Source organism: Photorhabdus sp. RM323S (assembly GCF_042879375.1).
In the GTDB taxonomy this organism is placed as follows: domain Bacteria; phylum Pseudomonadota; class Gammaproteobacteria; order Enterobacterales; family Enterobacteriaceae; genus Photorhabdus; species Photorhabdus tasmaniensis.
On the sequence record NZ_JBHFKZ010000006.1, the window covers coordinates 72,426 to 97,449 of the forward strand.

Consider the following 25,024-nt stretch of genomic DNA (forward strand, 5'->3'; position numbering starts at 1 on the left):
AACGACTACGATTTACCCATCAGCAATGACAAAATCCCGGCAGCAATCAGCGGCCCCACCGGAACCCCTTTAAACAGGGCAACACCCAATACGGTTCCCACCAGTAAACCTGCAACAGTAGAAGGCTGATTAGACATCAAGGAAACCCCTCGACTGCCCAGCCAAGAGACTAATACACCGATTGCTATTGCCAGTAACGATTTCCAATTCATAAACGAATTAAGAACCGCTTGTACCGTAATTTTTCCACTGGCAATAGGTGCCATCACACCCACGGTCAAAATAAGCACACCGATGGTCAACCCGTATTTTTCCACCCAGGGGAAGAATTGATTTAGGGGTGTTATACGGATAACCAGCAAGAGCAACATGGCAAGAGTGACGGTCATGTTGTGGCTAATGATACCCAGTACCGCCAACACCAGCAGCACAAATAAAGTCGGATCAAGATGGCTCATAGACTTCAATACCCTATAGCAGCCTATATCCCATCAGGCCAGGGCAATTTTTCCTTATGTCACAGAAATGACTTATATTTTCCTACTAATTTAGACAATTAACAAGTTTATAATGGGAATATTTTTTCTTTATAAAATAAACACCCTCAAAAAATGGATATTTTTAATTAATTGAATGGTTAAAGGACTTTTTTACCAAAGAATTGCAAGAAATAATCTTGTATACCATAAATAAAATCACCTTGTGAGACTAAAATAACCACAGTAATTTTCTATATAGAAATCCTTCAGCTCAAATAGCATATAATACTTCAACGATAGAATCGGTTACTTCAATCCATTCCGCGATAGTCACTCATTATTTACTTTACCTACGTTAGAAATATTCTCCTATTTTGTGAGCAAGCTCTAAATATGTGTTTTTTTAACAACTCATACTTAGTCTAAACACTCAAAAATACAAATTTAACTAACCAATTCATTGCAAAATAAATTAATACTGATAATAGTAAATATCGTCTGACCTTTAATCCAACAGAGAGTAAATTATGTCATGCTTTCCTACTGGATATTGGGAACAATATCCGAATACTGCCACAGTGATCACAACATATACTTGCAATGCTGCTTGCAAAGAGTGTTGTTTTGAATGTAATCCCTCCGTGAAAGCGCGTCTGAGCCTGGATGAAATTAAACAATTTATTTCACACTCAAAGGCTAATTTTCCAGGGTTAAAGTTAGTCGTCTTCAGTGGTGGAGAGTGTTTTCTGTTAGGTAAGGATCTGATTGAAGCCATTCGTTTCGCCTCAGATCACAACTTATTAACTCGCTGCGTGACTAACGGCTACTGGGGAAAAAACAGAGAAAAGGCACAAAAAATCGCCCAAGATTTAACTGATGCTGGGATCACAGAAATAAATATCAGCACCGGGAAAGATCACAATGAATGGATACCCATCGACAGCGTAGTTGCGGCAGCAGAAGCATTAGCCGGACAAAATATTACGACACTGATTACCGTGGAACAGGATACTGCTGATTCTGCCATTGCGACACAAATCACACAGCATCCGACCATCAAACGCCTCAAAGAACAAAACAAAATTAGCCTGCAACGCAATACATGGATGCCGTTCTATGACACCAGTGAAGAACGAAAAGACGTTCCAAACCGGAATGAACAATTGGCAAAAGGGTGCGATCAGGTCTTTGAAAATATCGTACTGACACCACACGGTGAAATCTCCGCCTGCTGTGGGCTGACATTAGAACATATTCCTGAGATGAAACTGGGTCGGTTACAGGGAGGCGATTTATCCCAGCTTTTCAAGGGACAGGAAGAAGACTTTATGAAAGTATGGTTGCGAACAGAAGGACCATACAAAATTCTAAAAAAATATCGCCCGCATGATAGCAACATTAATCTGGAAAAAATCGTTCACCCCTGCCAAGCCTGTGCCCATCTGCATAAAGACGAAGGAATACGCCGGAATTTATTAGATAACTATCATAGGGAAATTATTCCGGTGATGAAGAAATTTAATGCCAAAGAAAGGCTGGATTTGATCTGCTATTCAGCAGAAAAAAATGCCGTTAACTTAACGGAGGAGTAATAACGCAGCGACGTACATTTATTAGTATCGTGACGGGGGTAGTTGTTGGCCGTATAATACGACAGAATTGAATCCAGGCCTTAACGTCATACTAATCAATATCACCATGATCACTATTTACCGGCGATCAGGTTTTTATTAAATAAGGTGGTAATCAAGGAAAAGAAATACTTTATTCTCCTTTAGGAATATTTTTACCTGCTGTTTTGTGAGCAGACTCTAAATAAGCAGATTTTGTAATAAGATATATTTAGTCTAAACACTCAAAATAAAAATTTAATCAACTAATATATTGCAAAATGGAACTATCCGGCTAATAGTTAGTATCGTCTACCCTTTAATAGCGCTGAGGACGAATTATTCTATGCTCCACCACTGAACATTATGAATAATATCAAAATATTGTTACAGCAATCACAATATACACTTACGATAAATATCGTTGGTAAGAAATATTAGCCAAATAATTATTATATGAAATTATTTCAGCAACAAAGAAATTTAATAAGAAAAGGTTAGTACGCATCTTACTAGTACCCAGTAAAAAAAGAATTCCGTCAACTTAGAAAGGAACGAATCATGAAAAGACGTACATTTATTGGCGTAGCAGCCGGAGCAGCTATTGGCAGTGTCATCCCAACCGTTAATGCCAGTGCTGATAGCAATCGCCTCTTTGGCGTGCCGCGTTCATTGCTCTCTCCAGGAGAAGTTGAAGAAAATAAGTTAAGGTTGTCAATGTCAAACGCGAAACTCCCGGTTGAAGTTTGGGAAGAGATCATCACCTATAACCGATTTTGGGAAACCATCAAACAGCAGCCCAACTTAGCATTAGAATACAGGGAATCACCGGAAAAAGTCCTGGCTGAATTCGGCATAGACAAAAATATCGTCAGCCCCGGTTCAGCAGAGGAATTACTGTTGTTCATCACTTATGATAAAGATTTGATGAATGCAGTAAAAACCAATGACTATGAAGAATTATTTTCCCGACTGAAAGCCTATGGTTTAAACGAAAGAGGTTCAAGTCTGAGAAGCCGGATCAACCACCATCTCAATCAAGACGCCAGCCTTGTTGCACATTTTAAAGAACATATCGAATCCTACCCGCTGCAAGAGACAAACAGCCCTCCCCTTATCAGGTTGAAGGAAATTTTGGAGCCTTTGAACAGTGAAGACGATACCAGTATCGAAATTGCCCGTCTTGTCGTTGGGGCAAACGTGGTTGCTGCGGTGAATGTGGCTGTCGGTACCCGAGTCGTCGCGGCAGTGAATGCAGCGGCGGCAGTAAATGTAGCAGCCTATTTGAGCCTGGCAGTGCAAGTAGCCGTCACTGTATGTATGGCAAATTATTTACCTAAAATCGATCACAGTGACCTTTCAACCGGCACGGCTTCTCTTCATCTTGCCAGACTCTATAACAATCAAAAGATGGTGGACACCCTGGTCACAGAAGCTATCCGCAGGGAAATCACCGCTTGCCTGTTTGCTGCGCAAAAATGTGGTTATATCAATCTGCCGGCGACACGCGAAGAGCGTAAAGAAGTGATTCATCTTTTTACCGAATTATCTTTAGGAATGGCCGCAGCATGAGCAATATTGTGGGATTGAATCCAGACTTCAAAGTCATATTAATGAACGTCGCCATGTTCGTCCTGATCGCCCTGGTTTTTCTGCCTGTACCATACTGGCTTAATAGCAGTAACCCAAATAAGCTGGCGGCAAGTATTACGACGACTCTCTTCGTGGTCATTGCCTTATTTATAGGCTATCAACTGCTAGCAAATAAGGCGATGGTCAAGGAAGGAAAATTATTAATGAAGTCCGGAGTATATTCACACGAATGGGCTATTTCTTCATTGCGCCGGGAAGAAAGCGTTTCCTTGAAAGATTTTCATCGCAGTAATGGTATACATATTATCCATTATTCGTCGGGATATTATCACAAGAAACGAAATAAATATTTCATTCTACGAGTCAGTAAACGCCCTTTAATATGCTTTAGTGCAGAAAGTAATATTGGATTATGCATAGATGAATCTGTTTTCGAAAAAATAAAGGGTGAATTACGAGATAAAATATAACGTGGAGCAGAAAAATAATGGAATATAGCGACAATTATTGGCCGTTGAACTATACACAGCTCCGTTTAGCCATTGCTAATACTGTTGCTGACGATAAGTCTGTCTTCAATGTCGGCGAATTCGTCAGCTTCAATGGCAGTATTAGTCTGGAAAGATTGGAACAGACCATTATGACCATTCATAGCTTCAATGATGGTTTTTCCTTACGTTACCGTATTTCTGAACAAAATATTTTTCAGGAGAAGTGTTCTGCTCCGATCGAAGTTATATCAATAAAACTGTCAAATCCGGCAATAGAACAAGCTACAAAAGCCGATTTCAACAAAAGAATAACTGAACCACTGGCTCCTGAAAATGGTGTGACGATCAGGCATTATCTTTATTTTAATGATGTTGGGTGCTGCTTTTGGGGAATTATCGCTCACCATGTCGCCACAGATTATTGGGGCATAAGTCAGTTGATTCACGATGTTTTGTCCTGTTATGAACAACAACTATTTCACTCAACATCAGAGTCTGTTTTTACCTACCAAGCTTATCTTAATGATGTTAAATATAAAGCAAGCGCACATTATGCCAACGACAAAAACTATTGGGATAATTACCTCAACCAACTTCCCAAATTAGAGGATTATGCCAGTAAACGCCTGTTTCCGTCGAAAGCAATTAAAGTGAGCCGACCACTCACCACAAACAACGAGGGTTTTACCTTTAATGATAAATTAATGATGATATTAGCCTTATGCTTGCAAATAACCCAACGGGGCCGTTTATCAACAAGCATCATTAATTTACCTTTCTCTAACCGACGTGACAAAGGAGAATACCGTTATTATCGCCCGGCAATGAACACTTTACCTCTTATGGTTTCTTTATCGCCAGGAACAACGATAAAACAGATCCTCATGGAAATGCAGTCGCAAATTAGTCTGCATAGCAGGCATAGCCGTATTGATATAAGTGATTTAAATGATGGCGCGATAAGCCGGGCAGATCAATTAACTGCTGTCCCTTATGTCAATTTATTACATGAGATTGAACATGATCTTATGAAAAATAATCGTGCGATTCGCGGCTGTATGGCTTCCGGCGCAGTAAACGATTATGGGGTTAATATCCGGTTTTCTTCTGACGAAAAGTCAGCATTAGTTGAATTGGATGCAGCAAGCCGCTTGTACAGTAACTTTACCGCCGATGCTTTGGTTGATGATTATTTATGTATTTATAACGCCATTGCAGAAAATATCAATGAAACTGTCGAAACATATTGGGAAAAATATAAAAAAATTGAACTCATTGGTAATATGATATCTGGCATAGGGACTCCAGAGAATATTTTCGTTAATCACCCCATCAAAGAGAATATAATTACCAAAATAGCGCAAATCGCTACAATATCGCCGAATAAAAAAGCAGTAATTTGCGGAAATCAAACCACAATAAACTCCGCACATTGCCTTAATTACCATGAACTTTACAGTAAATTATTAACTTTCAGCCAACTGCTATTATCCTGCCCCCTAAAAAACAGAAGAATAGCAGTATTATTGCCCAGAGGAATGGAATCCTTATTGTCTATATTAGCAATCCATACTGCGGGATTATGCCTTATTCCAATCAACATGACATTCGGACGAGAAGAAATCAGCAATATATTGCATGGGCTGGATATCTCTTTATTAATAACTTCTCGTCACCATCATGAGAAAGTGAGTGATATTAATAATACGCAGATTTTCTTTATTGAAGATATGAACACATTCCCTTCCCAGATATCTCCGGGAAATGACATAAAATGCCCGGCGACCAAAGAGGATGAAGCCTATATCTTTTTTACATCAGGCACCACCGGAGTACCAAAAGCGGTACCGATAACTTTCAAGGGGCTTTATGCTTATTTAGCCGCTATGACAGATAGGTATGGTATTCAACAAGATGACGTTATTCTTAATTTCAGTACTCCGGTTTTCGATGCTTATATTGAGGAAGTATTTGGCTGTTTTTATCAGGGAGCGACACTGGCAATTGCCAGTGATCACATGATCGTTGAGCTTGATTCACTGTTTTCATTTTGCCATGCACAATCGGTAACTGTCGTTAACTTTCCTACGAATTATTGGCACCAAATTGTCTTTTTCCTGCACGCAGCCATTAAAGAATTGTCACCAACCATCAGAATGACAATTATCGGTGGCGATCTGGCAATGGATAAAGCCATCCACCATTGGTTGGAAAAAGTAGGAGGCGGAATTTCTCTGATTAACTCTTATGGCCCAACAGAATGTTGTGTTGTGGCAAGCTGTCACAAAATAGATGATGAGTTCCAACCCGGTAATATTATTGGTAAAGCATTGGCAAATAGTACCATTGTCATTCGGGAATATGGAACTGATAATATTATCAGCGGTAGCAGTGGAGAAATATGTATTCGTGGGGATTCTATATGTACTGGATATATTAACGACAATCGGTCAACCTCGTGTAAATTCTTACAGTTAAACGATGGAGAAATCTATTATTTAACAGGAGATCGTGGGTTTTACGATGCCCAGGGAAATTTAAATTTCGTTGGACGACTGGACAAAAAGCATAAAATTGATGGGAAACGTGTCGATCTAGCAGAGATGCAAAAAATACTTACAGCGGCAACTCATATTGATGAAATTCATTTAACGATAAAGGAGAATGAAACCGGGTATCAGTATATCAATATATTTATCCCTCATGACTCATATTCAATTGCACGTCACGAAATCGTCTCATTCCTGCGTGGATGTTATCCAAAATTACAGGTGCCTTTTATTGTCGAATCAGCATTATCCCACTATTCCACCTCCGTGACAGGGTTGAATAAAGAAGAGAATGTTTCACAGATTAAAGGAGAAAAACGCGAAATATTTTTTACATTATGGCGCGAAGTCTTTGGCGATAGCGATGGAGTTGTTGATGAAGATACGAATTTCTTTGACGCAGGTGGTACTTCGCTTAAAGCATTATTGCTCATTAATAAGATCCAGCAATGTTTTGATTGTTCTATTCGCCTGGAAGATTTCTACCACTCCCCCAGATTGGGTTATTTATTGCAATCTGTCATTCAACAGGGGCAGATGCCAGTTCTAACCTACAAAAATAACACTTGCCTAACAGAACAACATGACCAGTATTATTGGATAATTGATACTATTTCTAATCGTTCAGGTGCCCATAATATCCCGTTATATTATCATCTGGCCGGTAATATCGATTTAAAGAAATTACGCTCTGCTTTGCTGTATACCCTGCAATGTTTCCCTGCTCTTTGCCAAAGAGTCACCATGACGGATGGGCAACTCTCTTTAACCCTTTTACCTGCAACCGAAGAAAACCTGCCCTTTGAATATATCGATCTGACTCATGCTACTGGCATCAATATTGAGATTTCGTTGCGCAAAATCTTAAATGATATGGCATTCAAGCCGATGTCATTGCAGGACAATCCACCGGTATGTTTTAAATTGTTGAAAATAGCAGAGCATAAACATTATTTTTTGTTAAATTTCCATCATGCATTTTGTGATGGAATGTCGATTGCTCATGTATTACAACAATTATCCTCAGCTTATACGGATAATGCAGCGAAAATTGCAGCGACTACAGAAACAAGCGTTAGCGTCATTAATCAGCGCATGTCGGACGAAACATTAAATTTTTGGACAGAAAAATTGCTCAACGTACTTTCTGTTGCCGGACAGCGAGATATTATATCAGGGGCTAATCTTCGGGTTCGTGGCCGACGCTACTCAATGCCGTTGTCTCCTCAATTAATTACCACACTGTCCTGCGTGCAGAAAAAACACCTGGTGACTCTGGAACAGATCGTGATTGGGGCATTTCTGATGACTATCCGATCATTACTTAATAAAGACGAATTGATCCTGGGTATCCCTTGTGCCAACCGCGTTCCTCCTGTGTCATTCGAGAGTGTCGGCAGCTTTGCTACAACGTTGCTACTGCCCTATGTTACTGCGGAAACCTCATTAATGAACGTATCCAGGTATGTTCGTGATTTCCTGATGGATGCAAACGCCCATTCAAATATCTCGCTGACGTATCTGAAACAACACCTTCACCACCACCACGGCATACAGTTACCGGAAATCGCTTATTACTTCTCTTCTCAAATAGGATTCTCCACCGGTTTACATCTTGGTGAAACCCATTGCACAAAAGAGAAAATCAAAGGGCTCAAGCCTAAAGGGGATATCGCGCTTGAACTGGTCAATTCACCAACCGGGATAGGCCTGGAGTGGCTCTACGACGATGATATTTTCTCAGAAGATATCATCAGCGACATGGGGCTATTTTTGCTGGACCTATTGGATTGTACGGGTGCGCAATATGGCTTGGCGCCTGTCGATCCGCAATGATAACAAACACGAATATGGATGCTGATTGTGCTGGTTAAACAAAAGAAATGGATAGTTATCACTATCATCATGATCGCTTTTCTTACTGTAATTTATGACAAATTCAATCGGCAAGAAACGCCTGCGGTTATAACAGAACAAATCATCACCGGAACACTGGGTGATGTTATCACCATAGTAGGCGCTGCCGGTGTTATACAACCGACCCGCCAGGTTAACGTTGGTAGCCAAATCTCAGGCCAGTTAATCCAATTGCATGTTGAGGTCGGAGATGTTGTCGAAGCAGGTAAGCTGGTTGCCAGTATTGATGACACTTTTTATCGCACCAAAGTTGAAGCAAGCCGCGCACGGCTGGAAAAATTACGTGCCATGCTAAGGGAGGAACGATACACCTATGAACTTCTGTCCATCACGGAAAAACGCCAGAGACAGCTTAACCGGCACTCTGCAACCAGCCAGCAATTGCTGGATGAAGCCACTTTTGGCGTGAAAAAAAGTCAGGCCAGAATTGAAAGCCTCAACGCTGATATCAGGCAAAATGAACATATTTTGCGTAATGAAGAAGTCAGCCTCAGTTATACCCAAATCTATTCACCTATCGCCGGCGTAGTGACCGCAATCCATGTTGATCCAGGGCAAACCCTGAATGTTAATCAACAAACACCGGTTCTCATGCAGATTGCCGATCTCAAGAATATGACTGTCTATGCAAAAGTTTCCGAGGCAGATATTAACCAAATCGTACTGGGGCAAAAGGCCTCCTTTAGGACCTATGGGGCGAATCAGCATATATGGCATGGTAATGTTAAGAAGATTATGTATAAACCTGACTTAATTAATAATGCAGTTTATTATACCGTTCTGTTTGATGTGCCTAATGACAATTTCCTGCTAAAACCCAGTATGAGTGCTGATGTCACTATTGTGACACACGAAAGCACCGGGGTAGTGACTATCCCCAGTGATGTATTGAATAATAAGCGGCATCAACCTTTGGATGATAATCTAACCGCCTATTTTTTACGTGAGATGAAAGATGGCAATATCGTAGTCAGAAAATTACTTGTCGGGCATAACGACGGCGTACGCTCAATCGTTACCAGCGGATTGCAGAATAACGAACAAATCGTTGTGCTGGTCAAACAAGATAATACCGGGGGTAAAAATGATAACACTCAATAATATCTGCAAGACCTACAGCAATGAGAGTAAAAAGCATCTTGTCCTGAAAAATATTTGCTTAACAATCGGCCAGAATGACTATATTGCCATTCTTGGGCGCTCCGGCTCAGGGAAAAGTACCTTACTGAATATCATCGGGCTTTTAGATATCGCCAGTGCGGGAGAATATATTATTAACGACCTCAAGGTTACTCAGCAAAAGATTCACTCATTAGCGCTTTTACGGCGGAAATATTTTGGTTTTGTCTTTCAAAACTATAATCTGCTCGATAACTACCGCATTGATGAAAATATCCTGATGCCCAGGTACTATTTAAAAAGAAACTTCGATTATGACAGAGAACACTTCAATTATTTAATAGATCGCCTCCATCTTAATCCGTTATTAGCTAAATACCCGCGTCACCTCTCTGGGGGAGAACAACAACGCGTTGCTGTAGCCCGCGCATTAATCAACAATCCGAAATTTATTATTGCCGATGAACCTACCGGTGCATTGGATACCACCAATGCGGCCAATCTCATGCGGCTTTTTACTGAATTACATCATCGTGGATGTGGCATCATCCTAGTGACGCATGATCAAGTTGTCGCTGGATATGCAAAACGCAGGCTGTACCTGGATAATGGTTCTTTGGTGACCCAATAGGCATGAGTAAAATATCCTTAAAGTTTAACGTTTATTCTACTGTTATCCTGTTTAATCTCAAGATGGCAGCACGTTCCCTTACCGCACATAAAACACGGGTCTTCCTGACTTTGTTATGTATTGCTGTCGGGGTAGCCTCAATTGTGATCATGCAAGCCGTCGGATCGGCAACTCAGGATCATATTGTCAAAATGGTCTCCTCAATGGGGAGTAATATCATTTCAGTGAAATACAAAGGGCAGGAAAACGGCGCTTTTGCTTCTCATCATGACTATCTGACACAAGCAGATATAACGTTACTTTCAGGTAATCCACATATCAGCCACAGCATCCTTTTTTCCACGGCTACAGGAACAATAGTTTCTCCACAAGGCACTGCTGATGCGCAATTAATCGGTGCCAATGCGGATATAGCGGTTATCCGTAATTTGGTCATTGAACAAGGACGTTTTTATACACCACAAGAAGACGCTGCCCTGGCAAATGTCGTTGTTTTGGGTGCCTCCCTAGCCGAACGACTATTGCCGCAAAAGGAAACCGCATCTGAGCAGAGTATCAAGATCAACGACATCTCCATGCGGGTTATTGGTATCTTGGCACAGAAAGGGGAAGGTATGGATGCCGGGGTCGATGATACCGCGTTTTTACCAAGAAACAGTTATCTGGTGCGACTGTTCGGCAATACATCTCCCAATGGCATAGTATTGAAAGCCAAAGATGCCGCCCATGTCGAATCGGTTAAACACGCCGTTGAAGAACGGTTGTCACGGTTTAAACGTCAACAAAGCTATGAGATACGTAATACCACCGAGTTGTTGAACACACTGCATGAAACTCAATCACAAATTAACCTTTTCCTGTTGGCAATTTCATCAGTCACACTCTTTGTTGCCGGTGTCAGTGTTATGAATACCATTCTGATCAGTGTCAGAGAACGTAGACGGGAGATTGGTATACGGCTTGCCGTAGGCGCAAGTTATTCCGATATTTTTTATCAGTTTCTTACCGAAGCATTTTTGATTTCATTATTGGGTGCGTTATTGGGATTATTATTCTCATTTATCGGTTTCAGAATATTATCGTTATTTGATATTGCTGTTGGTTTCTCTTTTTACTCCTTTTTATTAGCTTCCCTCTCGGCATGCTTTATCACGATAGTGTTTGGTGTCTATCCATCACATCGTGCAGCAGCCTCTGCACCGATCGAAGGGATCAGGGAATTGTAGTTTGTTTTGTTTAATGCAACTTTGGAGGCTCAATGAAAAATCAGCTTTTGTATGAAATTCTACACCGGGAAATTATGGCTCTTCACCCAGAAGTTGAGGCCATACCGGCAGATGAAAATCTTTTTGATATCGGTTTCGACTCGATAAAAATGCTGATGCTGGTTGATCGGCTAAAATATGCAGGGTATCCAGTCAAATTTGCGGATTTGGTCCGGTGGCCGACAATCAATGACTGGGTCAATCTGATGGCAAAAGATTAATGTCACAGTCTGCTGTTTCATGATGAGTGGTGGCTGATCCATGCAGCAAGATCTGCAATCACCTGCGCTGGGATCTGCCTTGGTTGCAGATAATCCTCGCTACCGGTACATCCTGTCGTGGGCAACAAAATATGATTTAATCCCGTATAGAGTTTGAACGCCACCTGTTTATTGCCCTGCAATGCGGTTTTCCACATTGTGAAGTCAATATCATGCGGAACCTGAAAATCCTGATCGCCTTGAACGAAGAAGAGAAGCATTGCGGGTAAGCTGTTTAAGCAGGTAAATGCGTGGTAATCCTTAAGCTGCTTGAGATAGCTATCTGGCACGGCAAGGAAATCTGCGAGAGATGTGGTGTTTTTCCCGCAGGTATCTGGGCTGGCGGTACATTCCGGGGACAAATTAACATCTTGTAACTGGGATAAAATCACCTGGAGTAAACTACGAAAAGGCGTAGCCAGCATCACAATGCCCATAATATTTCTGCCTGATCTTTGCCGCAAACGCTTTGCAATTAGCGGGCTGACATATCCGCCGAAACTATGCCCGATAAGGAAGACGGGCACATTATAGAATTCAGCATGTTCCATCAGACTAGCTAAAATATTGCATGCATCATCAATAATTTCTGTGTTGAGATCGATAGCCTCAGAGTCGGTATTCCCCTGACAGGCGCGATAATAGCGTTTGTCAAAACGTACACTGGCGATACCATGTTGGCTTAATTCATGTGCCAACATGCGGAACAGTGGATTTGGCCCAACATCATAATCCATCGAATGCGGACCAGAACCCGCAACCAATAGTACAAGCGCTGTAGTATTTGGGGAGGATGGCAAACACACCAGACCGTCTGGAACATCTTCAAGACCAAACTCTCTTAGGTTTTTTTCGGTGAAGATGCCTGACTGTTCATGCGCATCAGGTAGCGGGCACGGAGTCAGCATAAGCGAGCTAATTAGCTGATCTTTCAGCCCAATATAAAGGTTGAATTTTCCATTCAAGGTATTTAGTCGCAGATGGCAAGCATTTTGCTGCCGGGAGATAATATCAATATCTGAGTTACACAAACTGTCTGCCAACGCTGTTAAGGCCAGATCATCAGCCGCCATACGCAATGGCTCACTCATCAATTCCCTGGCCCTTTCCCACTGCTCGTCAAGCAACACAGTTATTAATACCTGTATTTCCCCATCCAATGTGGCAATTAAGTGCTTAACAAGCATGTCTTTACTCAGTTTCCGACGGCCACAACCGTGATGTATGTACTAAAGCTAAAATCCAGACAGTTTCACTGCCAATCTCGTCCCATATTGCCTCACTATCGCAAAGCGCCTGAGGTGTCCAAATCACGTTCACTTACGAACCTTTGCCTGTTCTCTTCGAGCCGCAAAAATAGTTTTTACATCACTATGTTCAACACCGTTACCCTCTTTTACAGATTGGCGTGCGACATCAACCTTTTCCTGAAGGAAAGCGCGATATTTATGACGTTGAACATACTCACGCATCAGTTCACGGACAACTTGAGAGACCGGACGGTGCTCTGCTGCCGTGGCAGCCATAAAGTGATCACGCAAATCTGATTCAAGTTTCATAGTAAAAACAGCTTGTTTAACCATAGTCTCTCCTCGTTTGATATAGAAAAAATATATCCCATTTCATTATTGACACCCACTTCCATCGACTTAGCCAGAAGTGGATGTCAAGTGGATTATGCTAATTTCCTCTGCCGTTGAACAGTCACAATATGGTCAGCTTTAGCGAGCAGATCGGCATTGTGTGAAACCACAATCCACAAACCGGGCCAGCGCTCAGGTAAAGTGGACCACAAGCGACGAGCCGTATCTGCATCTAATGACGAATCACAGTTATCAACGACATAAACGTCAGCAGGACGGCATAGCATCCGGGCCAGAGCCAAACGCTGACGCTGACCACCCGACAATTGCCCGGCATTGCCAGAATTAATGACAGTATCAAGCCCTTCCGGTAATTCATATGATCCGGGAGTCAAACCTACCGCCTCCAAAGCCGCTGCCATGACATCATCGTTAATATCCGTATCACCCAATGCTAAGTTTTGTCTTACCGTTCCACCAAAAAAACCTGCTTTCTTCCTGGCATAACCGATACGTGGATTCCGCCACCAGTTTTCATTCCCCAACACTTCTCTGTTATTCCACAGCACACTGCCGGAACTGGATTTTTCCAAGCCAATCAAGTAACGCAAAAAGGTGGTTTTACCCGCGCCAATATCACCAACAATGCCAATAATTTGATTAGCCGTCGCCTCAAACGAAACCGGGAGCTGAGTATTTGAGCAGGCAAGATGATTAACACTCAACTTATGCAGCGCCTCACCTTTCTCATCTTGCTCATATTCTTTGGTCTCTTTTTTATCTAACAAAAGCTGTTTGATTCGCCCATAACACACATCAGCATTCTTGTAATAGGCAACGGCCCGACCAAAGAAAAATATCTGTTCACTGATCCAGCCGATGTAGGTCAAAAATAATGCCAGATTACCTACGGTAAAACTGCCATCAACAATTCGTTTACTGACTATCAATAAAACAGCTGACGTTCCAAGGATCACAATATTTTTGAACAAACCAGAAAGCAGGTCAGTAAATACCTGATGTCTGGCTTGAATAGCCCGGCGACTGACAAATTTCTGCGACAATCTCTCAATCTGCCCCTCAATTTTGTTGCCAAGACGCAAATCGCGTATACCCGTTAAAACATCAGTAATCTTGCCGGCAATATCTCCCTGGGATTGACGTTTACTCGCCTGTAAATTACCTACTTTGCGTTTAAGTATCGCCCCAATCCAAAGGCCCGCAATCATAGGCATAAGAGCAAGCGTGGTTATTGTGTCGGTGTTGATAAGCACAACTAATGCGATAATTAAAAGTAAGGCACGGTAGAGAAAATCAGAGGTCCAGCTCAAAAATTCTGCAATTTCATCACTGTCATCACGAATGCGGTTCAAAAGATCGCCTTGCGAAAAAGTGTGTCTCTGATTGTGGGAACAATGGCTCACACCCCACAATACCCGTTCTTTCAGGTAAGCACTGACTTTAAAGATCAGCGTAAAATCCAGGCTTAATCCCAGGAAGAGAACCAGCGATCGTAAAACCATTGTTGCTATCGCAGAAGCAAGTAACCACCAGACCACAGGGTTAGCAGGTTCATTCATCGCTCTATCCAGTAACTGACTAATCAAATAACCAACCAGTAGAGGAAAACCATGCATAAGTGTCCACACAGCCATAGTGATGAAATAGAGAGGCGCAAACCTTTTCACGAGGTCAATCAAAGCCGGTAACATTTTAGGTTTAGTTGATACACTGGATACAGTCATACAATAAGTCCATGGTTGCTCGTTAACGTTGCGATTTCAGCTTCTGGGATCCGCTGCTGGATCCGTCCATCATCAACAATGATGATTTCATCAACGGCTGAAAGCGTGTGAAGACGGTGTGCGACCATTACTACGGTGCGATTGCGGCTTAATTTTTCAAGCAATTTCAGCCAACTCGCTTCAGTCCGAGGATCAAGCTGAGATGTTCCTTCATCAATAATCACCAGCGAACAATGCTGCAACATCACTCTGGCACCCGCAATCATCTGAATTTCACCTTCTGACAGCATTCGGCCATTAGTGCCGACCTGCGTATCAAGACCATCAGATAACGCTCTGACCCATTCAAGCGCATCTAACTCCTCAAGGACCTCCCAAATTTGTTTGTCAGATATTTCATCACTGAACAGCGTTAAATTTTCTCGCAGCGTTGCAGAAAACAGATGAGAATGCTGACTAAGAACGGAAACCTTTTTGGCAAACTCTTCAGGTTTAATTGTTGAGACATCAATATTGCCAATAGTCACTCTTCCTGAGTCGGGTCTCGCAAATCCACACATCAAATTAAGAATGGTACTTTTTCCCGCGCCTGTTCTGCCGATAATGCCAATTTTACTTCCCGGAGCGACGTAAAAGTTAACACCATGCAAAACCAGTGCTTCTTCCCCGTTATAACTGAAATCAACATTATCAAAATGGATAGAAAGAGGACCATCCGGCAACAAATTATTTGATGGTTTACCTGGCGCACCTTCATTTAACGTTTTTGTCGCCAGTGATAAAGCAGCAAATAATTTCTGTATCAGCTCTATCTCTGATGACATCTCCTCCACCGGCTCGCGAAGTTTATCAACGTAGAGATAAATCATGGTCAATGTCCCGATGCTTAAGCTGTTCTCACCAAGTAATTGAAGCCCAAAACCAAAACCTATACCGAAACACAATGCAAAGAAGAGCTGAGTAATTGGCCAAAACGCTCTGCCACCAATATAGGCACTGCGTTCAAATTTGAGTAATACCAACAGCATCTTACGAAATGCAGTGGCCGGCCAATGCGCCTGTGACAATGGTTGTAAATCATCCATTGCATGTAGTGAATCACCGATAAAACCAAAGATTCGGGCTTTCTCATTGCGTGCAATAAGCCAGCGACGAACAGAAAGTCGAGTTAATTGAATTAATACATAGGCCACCAGTATGACAACAATAGCCATAGCAATACCGGCCTGAGGCATGACGCTGAATATAATTATCAATGTACCTATTGTCATTGCTAAATTAGCAATGGCTTTGAAACCCGCTTTAGAAATCGTTTTTCCTATAATGTCAGCATTGCCTTCAATATTTTCCAGCAACTCGCCCTGCGATCTTCGTTCTATTTCCAATACAGGTAGAACAGTCATCACATGATGAAAGAGCTTATATCTAATGGTATCAGCAATACCCCAACCGGCCTTAGTGCTCATGTAACTGGTTACCAGACTACCGATCACACCAATCGACGCGATAAAAATATAAATGATTGCCAGTACGATAAGTTGATCAGCAGTCGTACCTGATGTCGCCTCATCAACGTAATTCCTGATAATATAAGGACCGCTCAGATCACAGGATAATGTCACGGCTAAAGCCAGAAAAGCACATATAACCGTTCCCTTAAACGGTATGGCGCTATGTAGCAATATCCGCCATACAGTTAACTTCTTTGACATGATGTTTTCCATCTTTGGGTTATGGCACCTCAGTAAAATTAGGGATGTTATTCACAACATCGGGATTATTAATAACAGATCGATTACAACAGCAAGATTTTGTTCACAGTTAGCAAAATGCAATTATCGCAAAATATCCGCATTTATCACTATCTGATTAAAGTCTTTATAAACACTATCACAAGAAAACAAAATTTATATCTTATTCTATAATGTCAATACCTTCGTAAGGTTATTTAACATCCTAATTGGAAGATATATCACCAATGTGAATAATAAATAACTGGCTCCAAGCCATGAATCATAAATAGAGGAAAAACCGGTGATAATCCCAACGAATTATAATGATTTTGACAAATATATAGCGATTATATAAATGAATTTCCATTCAATATTGACACACCTTGAGTTGCCCATAATTTCAGCGAGTTATGACTAATAAAACGGTAATCTACTCTTACATTGAATTAATTTATATTCACTACCCATGTTATCGGATAATATCTGGTCACAAAAAATAAATAAAAGAATTATAACCAAAATGAATTTATATCAATAAAAGGGCCTTTCGGCCCAGGTAATCGTTTGCGCAATTAATCCAAAATAACACCGATACGGTGCGCTACCTCTTCATACGCTTCAATCAGGCCACCAAGACTTTGGCGGAAACGATCTTTATCCATTTTGTCTAAAGTCTCTTTATCCCACAAACGGCTGCCATCAGGAGAGAACTCATCCCCCAGAATCACCTGCCCTTTAAACAAACCAAATTCCAGTTTGAAATCAACCAAAATCAAACCGGCATCATCAAATAATTTGTTCAATACTTCATTAGCCTTGTAGCTTAATCTTTTCATCTCAGCCAGATGCTCTTTGCTAACCCAGTCAAACGTTTCACAATAAGACTCATTCACCATTGGGTCATGCATGGCATCATTTTTCAGAAACAGATCGAACAAAGGTGGATTCAATATTACACCTTCCTCAACACCAAGGCGTCTAACCAATGAACCCGCAGCACGATTGCGAATAACACATTCAACCGGCACCATATCCAGATTTTTAACCAAGACTTCGGTGTCTGATAACAGACGTTCCATTTGTGTCGGGATACCCGCTTCTTCCAGTTTGCTCATGATGAAATGGTTAAATTTGTTATTCACCATCCCTTTGCGGTCAAACTGTTCAATGCGTTCGCCATCCAATGCTGATGTATCATTACGGAACTCCAACACCAGCAAATCAGGATCATCAGTGGTGTACACCGTTTTTGCCTTCCCACGATACAACTCAGCTTTTTTCTGCATCTTATATACTCCAAAATATCACTACTGAATAAACGTCAGAGATAAATAATAAAGCAGATTGCTAACAAAATCCTGTTCAAAAGGTCGATTTTTTCTATCGTTATCAAATTAGTCTACAAAACGAACTCATTTTTAGGCCAACAGCCTTCTCCTCATCCAATTAAAATAACCAGAATTATTACCTGCAAATAAAATTCCGCTTTTCGTGAATCCAAAAATTCTTTCAGGGCCATTACTTGCTGCATTAACTATTACAACAAAGGGGCAATTCATTTCGCCCCTTTATTTATATCTATGATCCTGTCGTCTGGCTGAAAGCGGCTTTCAATGCTGCAACCAGTTCATCATTTTGTGATTGAGTCAACGGTTTACCTTTATCACTAATAAACTGCAAGCTACTGCGGTTATTCAAATCACCAACCTGTAATTTATAATCACCTTCGCTGATGGAAGGTTCATTAACCCCCATTGATTTCCAGTCCGATGCGCTAAGACCTTTATAAGTTACAGCGATAGAACCCGTCGAACGGCTGCGGCTACCCACTTTCATACCCGCTTTTTCCAGCGCTGCCGGTAACCTATCCCAGACGATATTATATGGCGCACGAACAATCATCTGAGGTAACCCAGAAGTATCACCGCCACTCTGTACATCTAATGGCCCCAAATTGCGGGCTGCTGTATTATCACTAATCCGTTCACGCTGTTGGTTCACACCTTCGATCAATTCATTGAGCATCAGTGCGTTATAACGTTGGATTTCGATAGGATCAGTGATTAGTTGATCACCTTGTCTCAGTCCTTCATTGGTCACTGATAATTCAATCTGATAACTCTGGTGTGCAATACTGATACGATAGCGAATCTGATACGGAACATTTTCATCTGCACGCGGCCATTCAATCCAGTCGGTTGTCAGTGTCTGACCAGCATCATCGCGCTGGCTAACTTTGTAACCTTTTTTCAGCAGAACATGATTAATCTGTGACCACAGATTGCTATTCTCAGGTGTGTTTTCAAGCAGCAATTTACTGCTCTTCACACTATTTTCAGCACGGGTGCCACTCAACAGGGCCAATGCCTGCGACGGTGGGCGAATATCAAGCCCTTTGCCAACCTGTCCTTTTGATACTGTTGGAGGAATATCATATTCACCATTCTGTAATGGCAATATCATACCCGCAGGAACATTCAGCGCTTTCAGAGGAGGAGTTTCAAGATACGTGTCATCGTCATTGATCTGACGCTTATAACTTTGGTCACCAGAACACGCGGCCAATAACACTACCAGTGACATACCAGCAGCTTTCATCACCTTTGATTTTTGCAACAATATTGCCATTAAAATTCCCTAAATTTTACAGTAATCCAGCCGTTTTCAAGGCTTTTTCGACTGAGACTTTTCCTGCATCTGTCAATGGCGTCATCGGCAGACGCAGCGTGTCATCAGCAATCAGCCCTAATTTGTAACATACCCATTTGACTGGAATTGGGTTAGGTTCAACAAAGAGTTGATGGTGTAAATCCATCAGGCGGTTATTCAGTTTACGCGCTTCTGCAAACTGGCCGCTCAACGCCAACTTACAAAATTCAGCCACTTCAGCAGCCGCAATGTTTGCAGTAACAGAAATTACCCCTTTACCACCAAGCTGGATAAAATCCAACCCACTTGCATCATCACCACTCAACAAGATGAAGTTATCATCATTAACTAACTCTTGGATTTGACTGACACGACTTAAGTTCCCTGTAGCTTCTTTAATTGCGACAATATTTTTAATTTTCGCCAAACGCGCTACAGTTGGCGGCAACAGATCACACCCTGTACGGGAGGGCACATTATACAGAATTTGTGGCAAATCAGTATGTTCAGCGATCGTTTTAAAGTGCTGATATAAACCTTCCTGTGATGGCTTATTATAATAAGGCGTTACCGTCAGGCAACCAACAACACCACTGTTTTCAAAACGTTTCGTCAGAGATATTGCCTCAGCAGTCGCATTCGCGCCTGTTCCGGCGATGACCGGAATACGTCCGTCGGCCAGTTCCACCGTTGTCAAAACAACATCGCCGTGCTCATCGTGACTCAATGTGGCAGACTCTCCGGTTGTTCCTACCGAAACGATCGCTGATGTACCACTGGCAACATGGTAATCAATTAACTTTTTCAAACTGGCCTTATCAACATGACCATTCGCATCCATTGGTGTTACCAGTGCAACAATGCTGCCTGTAAATTCAAAACTCCCGCTAGACATTACATACCCCCCTATACAAACAAGAGTTTAATGGTACTTTCTAGTCATACAGAAGGAAACTATTTAACACAGGATTTCAATGAATTTTGTTAATACCGGATAATCTCCATTAAAAAGAAGTGATAACCAAAGTAATTTATTGAAATTCAAAGGTGGGGAATGAGAACAATAGAGCAACTTTGATACGATTGACCTTGGCAGTATACCCTTTTTGTGTTTACCTTAAATAAACTACAGCAGAGAAGGAAAAGTGACTTTGCCACAATCAGAACAACATTTTCTCGTTATAACCGCTTTAGGCGCTGACCGTCCTGGTATCGTCAACACGATCACTCGTCTTGTGAGTGAATGTGGTTGTAACATTGAAGACAGCCGTTTAGCGATGTTTGGTGAGGAATTCACCTTCATTATGCTGCTTTCCGGTAGCTGGAACGCCATCACCATGATTGAATCTTCGCTGCCACAGAAAGGGGCCGAGCTGGATCTTCTTCTCGTCATGAAACGTACAAGATGTGATGATCATACAACATTTCCTTCCACGGTTTCCGTTAAGGTTGATGTTGATGATTCACCCGGTATTGTTGAGCAGTTTACCAATCTGTTTACCACGCAGGATTTTAATATTGCTGAACTGGTATCAAAAACACAGTCACCAGAAGATGATATCCCTGCCCGGCTACAAATCCAGATTACCGCTCACAGTCTATTAGATGATGACGGCATAATTATTAAGCAGACGTTTAATAAGCTATGTACAGATCTAAATGCACAAGGCAGTATTAGTATTCTTGAACCACTTTAGTAGAAAGATTAAACGGAGAATACGTGATGAGCCCATTGAAAGCCGGTGATAAGGCCCCTCAATTCAGCCTTCCTGACCAAGATGGAGAAACAATCAACTTGTCTGATTTCGAAGGTCAGCGTGTTTTAGTTTATTTTTACCCTAAAGCAATGACTCCTGGTTGTACTGTACAAGCCTGTGGTCTGCGCGATGAAATGCATACATTAAAGGAATTAGGTGTTGAGGTGCTGGGTATCAGTACCGATAACCCAAGTAAACTGTCACGCTTTGTGGAGAAAGAAATGCTGAACTTCACATTGCTGTCCGATGAAGATCATCAAATTGCTGAACAATTTGGTGTCTGGGGTGAGAAACAGTTTATGGGGAAAACCTATGATGGTATCCACCGTATCAGTTTCCTGATTGATACCAAAGGTAATATTAAGCATGTTTTTGATAAATTTAAGACCAGTGATCACCATCAGATCGTGGTGGATTATCTGAAACAGTATCTTTAATAAAAAACCGCTAAAAAATTAATCGTACTCATTCAGCAACTCAAGATACCTGTGGCAAGTACGGGAGAGAGATTCCCATTCCGTACTTGCCCTAATAACGAATAACCGGTATTAACCCAGAAATAAATACAAAGTCCACTTTCATATTAAAAATAGATTTATTCTTTTATTTCATCGTCTTCTGTTATAACCATCTCCTCCGGCCATGCATGAATAACGGCTTTAATCAGCGTCGCTAGCGGAATAGCAAAGAATATGCCCCAAAATCCCCATAAGCCACCAAAAGTAATCACAGAAAGAATAATCACCAGCGGATGCAAGTTTACGGCTTCAGAGAACAAAATCGGCACCAGTAAATTGCCATCCAGCCCCTGAACAACCAAATAAGCAATAATCAAGGTCCAGAAATCTGTCCCGACGCCCCATTGAAATAAAGCAACCAGTACAACAGGAATAGTAACAATCACCGCGCCTACATAAGGAATTAACACTGACAGCCCAACCAGAACCGCAAGCAGTAATGAATAATCTAACCCAAGAAATGCGAATACAGCGTAAGTACAGATACCAACAATCACCATTTCCGTCACTTTACCACGGATATAGTTAGTAATTTGCTGATTCATTTCGCGCCATACCTGCCCGGCCAAAATACGGTTACGTGGCAAAACCCGTTGTAACGCTTGCAGCATCTGGTTTTTATCTTTTAGCAGAAAAAAGGCCATGAGTGGCACAAGAATCAGGTAGATAGCCAATGTCAGCAAACCAATCAATGAAGCTACCGAAAACTTCACCACGGATTCTCCAGCCGTTGAAATCTTACTGCGCAGATTTTCGGCCATCATATCAATGATGCCGGCATCAACCAAAGCCGGATAACGGGCCGGTAATGTTTGAGCATATTCATTAAACCGGTTAAGCATATTAGGCATATCTGACAACAGATTAATTCCCTGCTGCCATGCCGTTGGTGCCACAATCAGAATAACCAGCAAGCTGATCCCGGAAAAAATAATCAGCACAATACAAACAGCCACTGTCCGCGAACATCCCAGCGTCTCAAGTTTGGCAGTTGGCCATTCCAATAAATACGCGAGAACAATCGCCACCAGTAATGGCGTCAAAATGCCATGTAAAAAATAAATAATGCAAAACCCTGCCAGGAGGATGACAAACAACGCAATAACTTGCGGATCAGTAAACCGACGGCGATACCACTGTATAATCATATCCAGCATTGACCAGGCTCCTTGATAGCAATCTTCATGTTTCTATTTTTATTAAAAATTGTACTAATTGGTTAATTTTAAGGTACCCTTGTTCATCATACACGTATTATCTAAAACGATGGCCAAATGAGAGCATTTTTGTTTTATGAAAATAAGGTCTAAACAATCCCTGATAGCAATATTGATCAGTACACTATTGCTAGTAAGTCCCCCTGTTCTCAGCGCCTCTATTGAAGATTCATTGCCGGATATAGGTACCACGGCAGGTTCAACCCTGAGCATCAATCAGGAACTGGCAATGGGCGATTTTTACGTCCGCCAGATGCGTGACAACGCTCCGCTGATTTATGACCCATTATTGACGCAATATATCAACACCCTTGGACAAAGGTTGGTCGCTAATGCCGATTCAGTTAAAACACCTTTTCATTTTTATCTGATCAATAACCCAAATATTAACGCTTACGCTTTCTTTGGCGGTAACGTCGTACTCCATGCCGCACTTTTTCGTTATAGCCGTAATGAAAGCGAACTGGCATCCGTTGTAGCCCACGAAATTTCCCACGTCACTCAGCGCCATCTGGCACGAATGATGGAAGATCAGCAGCGTACCGCACCACTGGCCTGGGCAAGTATGCTGGGCTCTATTCTGTTGATGATGGCTAACCCACAAGCGGGAATGGCAGCACTCAGCGGAACTTTTGCCGGTATACAACAAGGTATGATCAGCTTTACCCAATCCAATGAGCAGGAAGCTGACCGCATTGGCATGCAGACGCTACGCAAAGCGGGTTTTGATCCCCAAGGTATGCCGGATTTTATGCAGATCCTGGCAGATCAGACCCGTTACAGTTCTAAACCACCAGAGATGTTGCTCACTCACCCATTACCTGACAGCCGCCTTGCTGATGCTCGTAACCGTGCTAACCAACACCCCGCCAAGCGTGTTCCACAATCTCAAGATTTTCTGTTCGCCAAGGTCCGTATTATGGCAATGTACACCACAAAGCAACGCGACTATCTGGAACAGATTTTAGAAAATTACCGTCAAGGCACAGCTAAAGAGCAACTTGCCGCCGCTTATGGGCAGGCAATCTTACTTTCTCAGGATAAAAAATACACTGAGGCGCGGGCAATTCTGGCACCATTATTAGCAAAACAACCAGATAACCTCTGGTTTATTGACACGATGACCGATATTGATATTGAACAGAACCGAACGGCTCAGGCGATCACCCGATTACAAAACGCCTTACAGAAACAAAAAGACAATGTGGTCTTACAGATTAATCTGGCAAACGCACTGGTTCACGCAAAGCAATACCCACAGGCTGTAAAGCTGCTCTACCGTTATACATTCAATAATCCTGATGATCTAAACGGTTGGAGCCTGATGAGGGAAGCCGCCGCCCAACAAGGCAAACGCCATGAAGAATTATCAGCATATGCTGAAGAAATGGCACTTCTTGGTCAGTTTGACAATGCCATTAAATACCTCAGCAGTGCCAGCGCATTGGTAAAATTAGGCAGTTACGATCAAGAACGTTATGATGCCCGTATCGATCAGTTACGCCAGCTACAACAACGTTACAATCAATACAAACGTTAAGGAATTTTCATGCAACAGGTGATCATTTATCATAACCCCCGCTGCTCCAAAAGCCGTGAAACTTTGGCTCTTATTGAAGAGCAAGGAATTAAGCCACAGATTATTCTCTATCTGGAGGTCCCTCCTACAGTAGAGCAATTATCTGTTCTGTTAAAACAGCTTGGTTTTCATGATGCGCGCCAGTTGATGCGAACGAAAGAAGAGCTATACAAAGAGTTAAATCTGGCCGATGAAAAACTCACTCAACACGATCTACTGAAAGTGATGGGTGCCAATCCTAAACTGATTGAGCGTCCTATTGTCGTTTGTGGTGATAAAGCCAGGCTTGGGCGCCCGCCGGAACAAATAAAAGAAATTCTTGCCTAATC

At 41.9% G+C, this 25,024-nt stretch carries 21 protein-coding genes; 12 read left to right on the top strand and 9 right to left on the bottom strand.

From position 1 onward, the window contains the following. Positions 1-5: 5 nt before the first annotated feature. The gene (locus ACGF7G_RS04730; RefSeq protein WP_387463855.1) at positions 6-458 is read right to left on the bottom strand and encodes a DUF441 domain-containing protein; all 453 of its coding nucleotides are present in this window, start codon (positions 456-458) and stop codon (positions 6-8) included. 548 nt (positions 459-1,006) lie between these two features. Between ACGF7G_RS04730 and ACGF7G_RS04735 the strand changes: the two genes are divergently transcribed. From ACGF7G_RS04735 to ACGF7G_RS04770, 8 genes are all read left to right on the top strand, one after another. Beyond that, positions 1,007-2,071 carry a radical SAM protein gene (locus ACGF7G_RS04735; protein WP_387463857.1) on the top strand — a complete coding sequence of 355 codons (1,065 nt, stop codon included), beginning with the start codon at positions 1,007-1,009 and terminating at the stop codon, positions 2,069-2,071. A gap of 579 nt (positions 2,072-2,650) precedes the next feature. Then, the gene (locus tag ACGF7G_RS04740; RefSeq protein WP_387463859.1) at positions 2,651-3,661 is read left to right on the top strand and encodes a hypothetical protein; all 1,011 of its coding nucleotides are present in this window, start codon (positions 2,651-2,653) and stop codon (positions 3,659-3,661) included. After that, on the top strand, positions 3,658-4,152 hold the full coding sequence (locus tag ACGF7G_RS04745; protein ID WP_387463861.1) for a hypothetical protein: 495 nt from the start codon (positions 3,658-3,660) through the stop codon (positions 4,150-4,152). Before ACGF7G_RS04740 ends, ACGF7G_RS04745 begins: the two co-directional genes overlap by 4 nt. 17 nt (positions 4,153-4,169) lie before the next feature. Beyond that, on the top strand, positions 4,170-8,558 hold the full coding sequence (locus tag ACGF7G_RS04750) for a condensation domain-containing protein (protein ID WP_387463862.1): 4,389 nt from the start codon (positions 4,170-4,172) through the stop codon (positions 8,556-8,558). Between the two features lie 18 nt (positions 8,559-8,576). After that, the gene (locus tag ACGF7G_RS04755; protein WP_387463864.1) at positions 8,577-9,740 is read left to right on the top strand and encodes an efflux RND transporter periplasmic adaptor subunit; all 1,164 of its coding nucleotides are present in this window, start codon (positions 8,577-8,579) and stop codon (positions 9,738-9,740) included. Beyond that, positions 9,724-10,389 carry an ABC transporter ATP-binding protein gene (locus tag ACGF7G_RS04760; RefSeq protein WP_387463866.1) on the top strand — a complete coding sequence of 222 codons (666 nt, stop codon included), beginning with the start codon at positions 9,724-9,726 and terminating at the stop codon, positions 10,387-10,389. Before ACGF7G_RS04755 ends, ACGF7G_RS04760 begins: the two co-directional genes overlap by 17 nt. 2 nt (positions 10,390-10,391) lie before the next feature. Next, positions 10,392-11,615 (top strand): ABC transporter permease, encoded by a 1,224-nt coding sequence (locus ACGF7G_RS04765; protein ID WP_387463867.1) that lies wholly within the window; start codon positions 10,392-10,394, stop codon positions 11,613-11,615. Positions 11,616-11,647: 32 nt separating this feature from the next. After that, complete coding sequence (locus ACGF7G_RS04770) at positions 11,648-11,875, top strand: phosphopantetheine-binding protein (protein ID WP_387463868.1); 228 nt, start codon at positions 11,648-11,650, stop codon at positions 11,873-11,875. A 17-nt stretch (positions 11,876-11,892) separates the two neighbouring features. Here the strand turns inward: ACGF7G_RS04770 and ACGF7G_RS04775 are convergent, their stop codons facing one another. The 7 genes from ACGF7G_RS04775 to dapA all read right to left on the bottom strand — a co-directional run bounded on the left by ACGF7G_RS04775 (position 11,893) and on the right by dapA (position 20,519). Then, a complete protein-coding gene (locus ACGF7G_RS04775) occupies positions 11,893-13,101 on the bottom strand; it encodes an alpha/beta hydrolase (protein WP_387463869.1) in 1,209 nt (402 codons plus the stop codon). Positions 13,102-13,230: 129 nt separating this feature from the next. Further along, on the bottom strand, positions 13,231-13,497 hold the full coding sequence (locus tag ACGF7G_RS04780) for an antitoxin of toxin-antitoxin stability system (protein WP_387463870.1): 267 nt from the start codon (positions 13,495-13,497) through the stop codon (positions 13,231-13,233). A 92-nt stretch (positions 13,498-13,589) separates the two neighbouring features. Beyond that, positions 13,590-15,242, bottom strand: a complete 1,653-nt coding sequence (locus ACGF7G_RS04785; RefSeq protein WP_387463872.1) for an ATP-binding cassette domain-containing protein — start codon at positions 15,240-15,242, stop codon at positions 13,590-13,592. Beyond that, positions 15,239-16,954 (bottom strand): ABC transporter ATP-binding protein, encoded by a 1,716-nt coding sequence (locus ACGF7G_RS04790; RefSeq protein WP_387463874.1) that lies wholly within the window; start codon positions 16,952-16,954, stop codon positions 15,239-15,241. Before ACGF7G_RS04790 ends, ACGF7G_RS04785 begins: the two co-directional genes overlap by 4 nt. 593 nt (positions 16,955-17,547) lie before the next feature. Continuing rightward, a complete protein-coding gene (gene purC, locus ACGF7G_RS04795) occupies positions 17,548-18,261 on the bottom strand; it encodes a phosphoribosylaminoimidazolesuccinocarboxamide synthase (protein ID WP_387463876.1) in 714 nt (237 codons plus the stop codon). Between the two features lie 292 nt (positions 18,262-18,553). Next, positions 18,554-19,603 carry an outer membrane protein assembly factor BamC gene (gene bamC, locus ACGF7G_RS04800; RefSeq protein WP_387463878.1) on the bottom strand — a complete coding sequence of 350 codons (1,050 nt, stop codon included), beginning with the start codon at positions 19,601-19,603 and terminating at the stop codon, positions 18,554-18,556. A 16-nt stretch (positions 19,604-19,619) separates the two neighbouring features. Further along, positions 19,620-20,519: a 4-hydroxy-tetrahydrodipicolinate synthase gene (dapA, locus tag ACGF7G_RS04805; RefSeq protein WP_387463879.1), complete on the bottom strand. Its 900-nt coding sequence runs from the start codon at positions 20,517-20,519 to the stop codon at positions 19,620-19,622. Between the two features lie 256 nt (positions 20,520-20,775). On the opposite strand from dapA, the gene ACGF7G_RS04810 reads away from it, so the two are divergent. Beyond that, positions 20,776-21,321, top strand: a complete 546-nt coding sequence (locus tag ACGF7G_RS04810; protein WP_133812721.1) for a glycine cleavage system transcriptional repressor — start codon at positions 20,776-20,778, stop codon at positions 21,319-21,321. A gap of 26 nt (positions 21,322-21,347) precedes the next feature. Continuing rightward, entirely contained in the window at positions 21,348-21,818 is a 471-nt protein-coding gene (gene bcp, locus ACGF7G_RS04815) for a thioredoxin-dependent thiol peroxidase (protein ID WP_387463881.1), read from the top strand. 158 nt (positions 21,819-21,976) lie between these two features. Here bcp and ACGF7G_RS04820 read toward each other — a convergent pair whose 3' ends face one another. Further along, positions 21,977-23,056, bottom strand: coding sequence for an AI-2E family transporter (locus ACGF7G_RS04820; RefSeq protein ID WP_387463882.1), 1,080 nt, complete (start codon positions 23,054-23,056; stop codon positions 21,977-21,979). A gap of 136 nt (positions 23,057-23,192) precedes the next feature. Here ACGF7G_RS04820 and ACGF7G_RS04825 point away from each other — a divergent pair, with 136 nt between their 5' ends. Continuing rightward, positions 23,193-24,656 carry a M48 family metalloprotease gene (locus tag ACGF7G_RS04825; RefSeq protein WP_387463884.1) on the top strand — a complete coding sequence of 488 codons (1,464 nt, stop codon included), beginning with the start codon at positions 23,193-23,195 and terminating at the stop codon, positions 24,654-24,656. Positions 24,657-24,665: 9 nt separating this feature from the next. Further along, positions 24,666-25,022, top strand: coding sequence for an arsenate reductase (glutaredoxin) (gene arsC / locus ACGF7G_RS04830; protein WP_387463885.1), 357 nt, complete (start codon positions 24,666-24,668; stop codon positions 25,020-25,022). Positions 25,023-25,024 lie beyond the last annotated feature (2 nt).

Bases quoted from the DNA above. Each gene is read 5' to 3' on its own strand.
- bcp (WP_387463881.1), top strand. From the start codon at position 21,348: ATGAGCCCATTGAAAGCCGGTGATAAGGCCCCTCAATTCAGCCTTCCT.
- ACGF7G_RS04820 (WP_387463882.1), bottom strand. From the start codon at position 23,056: ATGCTGGATATGATTATACAGTGGTATCGCCGTCGGTTTACTGATCCG.
- ACGF7G_RS04785 (WP_387463872.1), bottom strand. From the start codon at position 15,242: ATGACTGTATCCAGTGTATCAACTAAACCTAAAATGTTACCGGCTTTG.
- arsC (WP_387463885.1), top strand. From the start codon at position 24,666: ATGCAACAGGTGATCATTTATCATAACCCCCGCTGCTCCAAAAGCCGT.
- ACGF7G_RS04755 (WP_387463864.1), top strand. From the start codon at position 8,577: ATGCTGATTGTGCTGGTTAAACAAAAGAAATGGATAGTTATCACTATC.
- ACGF7G_RS04760 (WP_387463866.1), top strand. From the start codon at position 9,724: ATGATAACACTCAATAATATCTGCAAGACCTACAGCAATGAGAGTAAA.
- ACGF7G_RS04735 (WP_387463857.1), top strand. From the start codon at position 1,007: ATGTCATGCTTTCCTACTGGATATTGGGAACAATATCCGAATACTGCC.
- dapA (WP_387463879.1), bottom strand. From the start codon at position 20,519: ATGTCTAGCGGGAGTTTTGAATTTACAGGCAGCATTGTTGCACTGGTA.
- ACGF7G_RS04790 (WP_387463874.1), bottom strand. From the start codon at position 16,954: ATGTCAAAGAAGTTAACTGTATGGCGGATATTGCTACATAGCGCCATA.
- purC (WP_387463876.1), bottom strand. From the start codon at position 18,261: ATGCAGAAAAAAGCTGAGTTGTATCGTGGGAAGGCAAAAACGGTGTAC.
- ACGF7G_RS04770 (WP_387463868.1), top strand. From the start codon at position 11,648: ATGAAAAATCAGCTTTTGTATGAAATTCTACACCGGGAAATTATGGCT.
- ACGF7G_RS04765 (WP_387463867.1), top strand. From the start codon at position 10,392: ATGAGTAAAATATCCTTAAAGTTTAACGTTTATTCTACTGTTATCCTG.
- ACGF7G_RS04745 (WP_387463861.1), top strand. From the start codon at position 3,658: ATGAGCAATATTGTGGGATTGAATCCAGACTTCAAAGTCATATTAATG.
- ACGF7G_RS04780 (WP_387463870.1), bottom strand. From the start codon at position 13,497: ATGGTTAAACAAGCTGTTTTTACTATGAAACTTGAATCAGATTTGCGT.
- ACGF7G_RS04740 (WP_387463859.1), top strand. From the start codon at position 2,651: ATGAAAAGACGTACATTTATTGGCGTAGCAGCCGGAGCAGCTATTGGC.
- ACGF7G_RS04825 (WP_387463884.1), top strand. From the start codon at position 23,193: ATGAAAATAAGGTCTAAACAATCCCTGATAGCAATATTGATCAGTACA.
- ACGF7G_RS04775 (WP_387463869.1), bottom strand. From the start codon at position 13,101: ATGCTTGTTAAGCACTTAATTGCCACATTGGATGGGGAAATACAGGTA.
- ACGF7G_RS04750 (WP_387463862.1), top strand. From the start codon at position 4,170: ATGGAATATAGCGACAATTATTGGCCGTTGAACTATACACAGCTCCGT.
- ACGF7G_RS04730 (WP_387463855.1), bottom strand. From the start codon at position 458: ATGAGCCATCTTGATCCGACTTTATTTGTGCTGCTGGTGTTGGCGGTA.
- bamC (WP_387463878.1), bottom strand. From the start codon at position 19,603: ATGGCAATATTGTTGCAAAAATCAAAGGTGATGAAAGCTGCTGGTATG.